A 5,272-nucleotide genomic window follows, 5' to 3' on the forward strand; every position below is an offset into this window, starting at 1 on the left:
AAGTTCTTTGAAAACTGAATAGCTAAAGACGCAAAAGAATTACAAACGTCAATTTCGAGGAATGATGAGCAATCATCATCCTGTCATCTGGAGGCTTTGCTGAGAGATGACAACAAAAAGAAAAGTAAGCTAGTTAAATCTAGTCAAGATTTTAAACGTTAGAGTTTGATCCTGGCTCAGAACGAACGCTGGCGGCGTGCCTAACACATGCAAGTCGAACGAGAAAGCCCTTCGGGGTGAGTAGAGTGGCGCACGGGTGAGTAATGCATGGGAACATACCTTCAGGTGGGGGATAACAGTTGGAAACGACTGCTAATACCGCATGGTCTCTTCGGAGTAAACGAGGCCTCTACTTGTAAGCTACGGCCTGAAGATTGGCCCATGTCGCATTAGCTAGTTGGTGAGGTAATGGCTCACCAAGGCGACGATGCGTAGCTGGTCTGAGAGGATGATCAGCCACACTGGAACTGAGACACGGTCCAGACTCCTACGGGAGGCAGCAGTGGGGAATATTGCACAATGGGCGCAAGCCTGATGCAGCAACGCCGCGTGGGTGAAGAAGGCTCTTGGGTCGTAAAGCCCTTTCGGCAGAGAAGAAGGGCGTTTAGTCAAATAGGCTAGACGTCTGACGGTATCTGCATAAGAAGCACCGGCTAATTTCGTGCCAGCAGCCGCGGTAATACGAAAGGTGCAAGCGTTGTTCGGAATTACTGGGCGTAAAGCGCTCGTAGGCGGGAGATCAGGTCAATTGTGAAAGCCCAGGGCTCAACCTTGGAATTGCAGTTGAAACCGATTTTCTTGAATACCTGAGAGGGTGGGGGAATTCCTAGTGGAGAAGTGAAATTCGTAGAGATTAGGAGGAACACCAGAGGCGAAGGCGCCTACCTGGCAGTGTATTGACGCTGAGGAGCGAAAGTGTGGGGAGCAAACAGGATTAGATACCCTGGTAGTCCACACCGTAAACGATGGATACTAGGCGTTTGGGGAGTTAACCCCCTGAGTGCCGCAGTTCACACATTAAGTATCCCGCCTGGGGAGTACGGTCGCAAGGCTAAAACTCAAAGGAATTGACGGGGGCCCGCACAAGCGGTGGAGTATGTGGTTTAATTCGAAGCAACGCGCAGAACCTTACCTGGCCTTGACATCCCGGGACAACCTCAGAGATGAGGTGTTCTCTTCGGAGACCCGGTGACAGATGCTGCATGGCTGTCGTCAGCTCGTGTTGTGAAATGTTCGGTTAAGTCCGGCAACGAGCGCAACCCCTATCCTTAGTTACCAGCATTAAGTTGGGGACTCTAGGGAGACTGCCGGTGTCAAACCGGAGGAAGGCGGGGATGACGTCAAGTCCTCATGGCTCTTACGGCCAGGGCTACACACGTACTACAATGGCAGAAACAAACAGTTGCGAAACCGTGAGGTCAAGCTAACCTGTAAAACACTGTCTCAGTCCGGATTGGAGTCTGCAACTCGACTCCATGAAGTTGGAATCGCTAGTAATCGGAGATCAGCACGCTCCGGTGAATACGTTCCCGGGCCTTGTACACACCGCCCGTCACACCACGAAAGTGGTCTTAACCAGAAGTGAGTGAGCTAACTTCGGAGGCAGCTTACCAAGGTTGAGGCCGTGATTGGGGTGAAGTCGTAACAAGGTAGCCGTAGGGGAACCTGCGGCTGGATCACCTCCTTTCTAAGGAAATTCAGCTAACTCTGGTAACAGAGAGCTAGTCCTAGGTTAAACCTCGATACTACGTTGAAGTTTGTGATTCGCGTCTGAAGCTGTTCAGCTTTGAGAGAATTAGATCATCGCTAAGATGATTTTTTTTGCTCAATGCTCTTTGACAATTGAATAAGTGATAGAAAATCAAATTTCTATTGAGAAAACCAATTCTCAAATTTGTAGATTCAAATCGTTGAATCTCAATCGCAAAAGTTACTTTGTTCAATCCCTTTTCTTGATGCGTTCAAGTAGGGAGAGAGTGACGTAGAGGTAAGCTACTAAGGGCGTTCGGTGGATGCCTTGGCACCAAGAGGCGATGAAAGACGTGGCAAGCTGCGATATGCTTCGGGGAGCTGCTTAGCAAGCTTTGATCCGGAGATCTCTGAATGGGGAAACCCACTGCTTCGGCAGTAACGTTAGCTGAATTCATAGGCTAACGTGGCTAACCCGGGGAACTGAAACATCTCAGTACCCGGAGGAATAGAAATCAATTGAGATTCCGCTAGTAGCGGCGAGCGAACGCGGAAGAGCCTAAACCATGGTGCTTGCACCATGGGGTTGTAGGGCAGCTCTTACGATGTGAACGACTAACAAAAGAGTCTGGAAAGGCTCACCATAGAGGGTGATAGTCCCGTATGTGAAAGTCTGAAGCATTTGAGCTGTTCCTGAGTAGGGCGGGACACGTGTAACCCTGTCTGAATCTAGGAGGACCATCTTCTAAGGCTAAATACTACTTGGTGACCGATAGTGAATCAGTACCGTGAGGGAAAGGTGAAAAGAACCCCGTTGAGGGGAGTGAAATAGATCCTGAAACCGAGCGCTTACAAGCAGTCGGAGCGAAAGTGACGGCGTGCCTTTTGCATAATGAGCTAGCGAGTTAACGTTGCCGGCAAGATTAAGGCCTTCAGGGCCGAAGTCACAGCGAAAGCGAGTCTTAATAGGGCGTACAGTCAGTAGCGTTAGACCCGAAACTGAGTGATCTATCCATGGGCAGGTTGAAGCTGGGGTAATTCCTAGTGGAGGACCGAACCCTTGAATGTTGAAAAATTCTGGGATGACCTGTGGATAGGGGTGAAAGGCTAATCAAACTCAGTGATAGCTGGTTCTCGTCGAAATATATTTAGGTATAGCGTCTAGTGTTCCTTAATGGGGGTAGAGCACTGATTGGGCTAGGGGTCCCACAAGATTACCAAACCCACTCAAACTCCGAATACCATTACAGCTAAACTAGGCAGTCAGACTGCGGGTGAGAAGGTCCGTAGTCGAGAGGGAAAGAGCCCAGACCATCAGCTAAGGTCCCCAAGACAACACTAAGTGGAAAACGTTGTGGGAGTGCGTAGACAGCCAGGAGGTTGGCTTAGAAGCAGCCACCCTTTAAAGAAAGCGTAACAGCTCACTGGTCAAGTGCTCCTGCGCGGAAGATGTAACGGGGCTAAGTGTTGCACCGAAGCTATGGATCCGAAAGGATGGTAGACGAGTATTGAAGTCGCCTGTGAAGGTACACCGCGAGGGGTGCTGGAGGTCCTTCAAGAGCTCATGCTAGCATAAGTAGCGATAAGGAGAGTGAGAAACTCTCCCGCCGGAAGTCCAAGGTTTCCTGGGCCAGGGTAATCCTCCCAGGGTTAGTCGGCACCTAAGGTGAGGCCGAAAGGCGTAATCGATGGATAACAGGTTAATATTCCTGTACTTCTATGCGGAGTGATGCGGGGGTGGAGAAGGGTAGCTGCGCTGGGTGATGGATATCCCAGTTCAAGCCCGTAGGCTGGTGCTTTTGGAAAATCCGGAGCGCTAAGGCTGAGAGGTGATGAGGTGGTCCTCGGACCGGAAGGCAGTAATCCCATGCTCACAAGAAAAGCCGCTAAACGTTGAAACATAGAAACCGTACTCTAAACCAACTCAGGTGGACAGGTAGAGAATACTAAGGCGATTGAGTGAAACAAGGCTAAGGAACTCGGCAAATTGATACCGTAACTTCGGGATAAGGTATGCCTCCAGCGTGTAAGGACTTGCTCCTGAAGCGTAGTGAGGTTGCAGAGAAGAGGGGGTAGCGACTGTTTATCAAAAACATAGCACTCTGCTAAATCGCAAGATGATGTATAGGGTGTGACGCCTGCCCGGTGCTGGAAGGTTAAAAGGAGGTGTTAGCATTAGCGAAGCATCGAATTGAAGCCCCAGTAAACGGCGGCCGTAACTATAACGGTCCTAAGGTAGCGAAATTCCTTGTCGGGTAAGTTCCGACCTGCACGAATGGCGTAACGACTTCCCCGCTGTCTCGGCCTTGTGCTCAGCGAATTTGAAAACCGGGTGAAGATGCCCGGTACCCGCAGCAAGACGGAAAGACCCCGTGAACCTTTACTACAGCTTGGCATTGGTAATTGGAATTGTTTGTGTAGGATAGGTGGGAGACTTTGAACCTAGGGCGCCAGTCTTAGGGGAGTCATCCTTGAAATACCACCCTGATAATTCTGATTGCCTAACCTCGGCCCATTATCTGGGCTAGGAACAATGCCTGGTGGGTAGTTTGACTGGGGCGGTCGCCTCCCAAACAGTAACGGAGGCGCCCAAAGGTTCCCTCAGACCGAATGGAAACCGGTCGAAGAGTGCAAAGGCATAAGGGAGCTTAACTGCGAGACCGACAGGTCGAGCAGGTACGAAAGTAGGGCTTAGTGATCCGGTGGTTCCGCATGGAAGGGCCATCGCTCAACGGATAAAAGGTACTCCGGGGATAACAGGCTGATACCGCCCAAGAGTTCACATCGACGGCGGTGTTTGGCACCTCGATGTCGGCTCATCACATCCTGGGGCTGAAGCAGGTCCCAAGGGTTTGGCTGTTCGCCAATTAAAGTGGTACGCGAGCTGGGTTCAGAACGTCGTGAGACAGTTCGGTCCCTATCTGCTGTGGGCGCAGGAAATTTGAGAGGAGCTGACCTTAGTACGAGAGGACCGGGTTGGACGAACCAATGGTGTACCTGTTGTCGCGCCAGCGGCACCGCAGGGTAGCTATGTTCGGATGGGATAACCGCTGAAAGCATCTAAGTGGGAAGCCCACCTCAAGATTAGATTTCCCTAGGTTTACCTCTGAAGATCCGTTCTAGACTAGGACGTTGATAGGCTGGATGTGGAAGTACAGTAATGTATGGAGCTGACCAGTACTAACCGATCGTGAGGCTTATTTTACGACACTTTCTCTCCTTACTTGAATTCATCAAGCATCGAAAGAAAAATCAAAAAAGTAACTTGATTCAACGATACTTTTGATCTACATCACTTATTCAATATAGTCCTGCATCCTAGTTTTAGGCCAAATGGCGATAAGACAAGGCGCAAGGAGCGGATAAACCGCAGCGACCCATGGGTCGTGAGGATTTCTCCGACGACGAAGCAACGCAGGATTATCGTCATTTAGCCAAAACTAGATTTGGCTGTGTCAATGGCGAGGAGGAAACGCCCGATCCCATCCCGAACTCGGAAGCTAAGCTCCTCAGCGGCAATGGTACTGCTCTAATAAGAGTGGGAGAGTAGCTCGACGCAGCCTAAAAATATAAAAACCCTCTG

At 50.3% G+C, this 5,272-nt stretch carries 3 rRNA genes; all 3 read left to right on the top strand.

Features of this window, described 5'->3' with window-relative positions:
• The first annotated feature begins 153 nt into the window (after positions 1-153).
• A 16S ribosomal RNA gene (locus B9N89_RS31000) occupies positions 154-1,687 on the top strand.
• Positions 1,688-1,985: 298 nt separating this feature from the next.
• Positions 1,986-4,894, top strand: a 23S ribosomal RNA gene (locus B9N89_RS31005).
• A 243-nt stretch (positions 4,895-5,137) separates the two neighbouring features.
• A 5S ribosomal RNA gene (gene rrf / locus B9N89_RS31010) occupies positions 5,138-5,252 on the top strand.
• Together the 16S, 23S and 5S rRNA genes form the textbook arrangement of a ribosomal RNA operon.
• Positions 5,253-5,272: the final 20 nt, after the last annotated feature.

Source organism: Pseudobacteriovorax antillogorgiicola, assembly GCF_900177345.1.
Lineage (GTDB): Bacteria > Bdellovibrionota_B > Oligoflexia > Oligoflexales > Oligoflexaceae > Pseudobacteriovorax > Pseudobacteriovorax antillogorgiicola.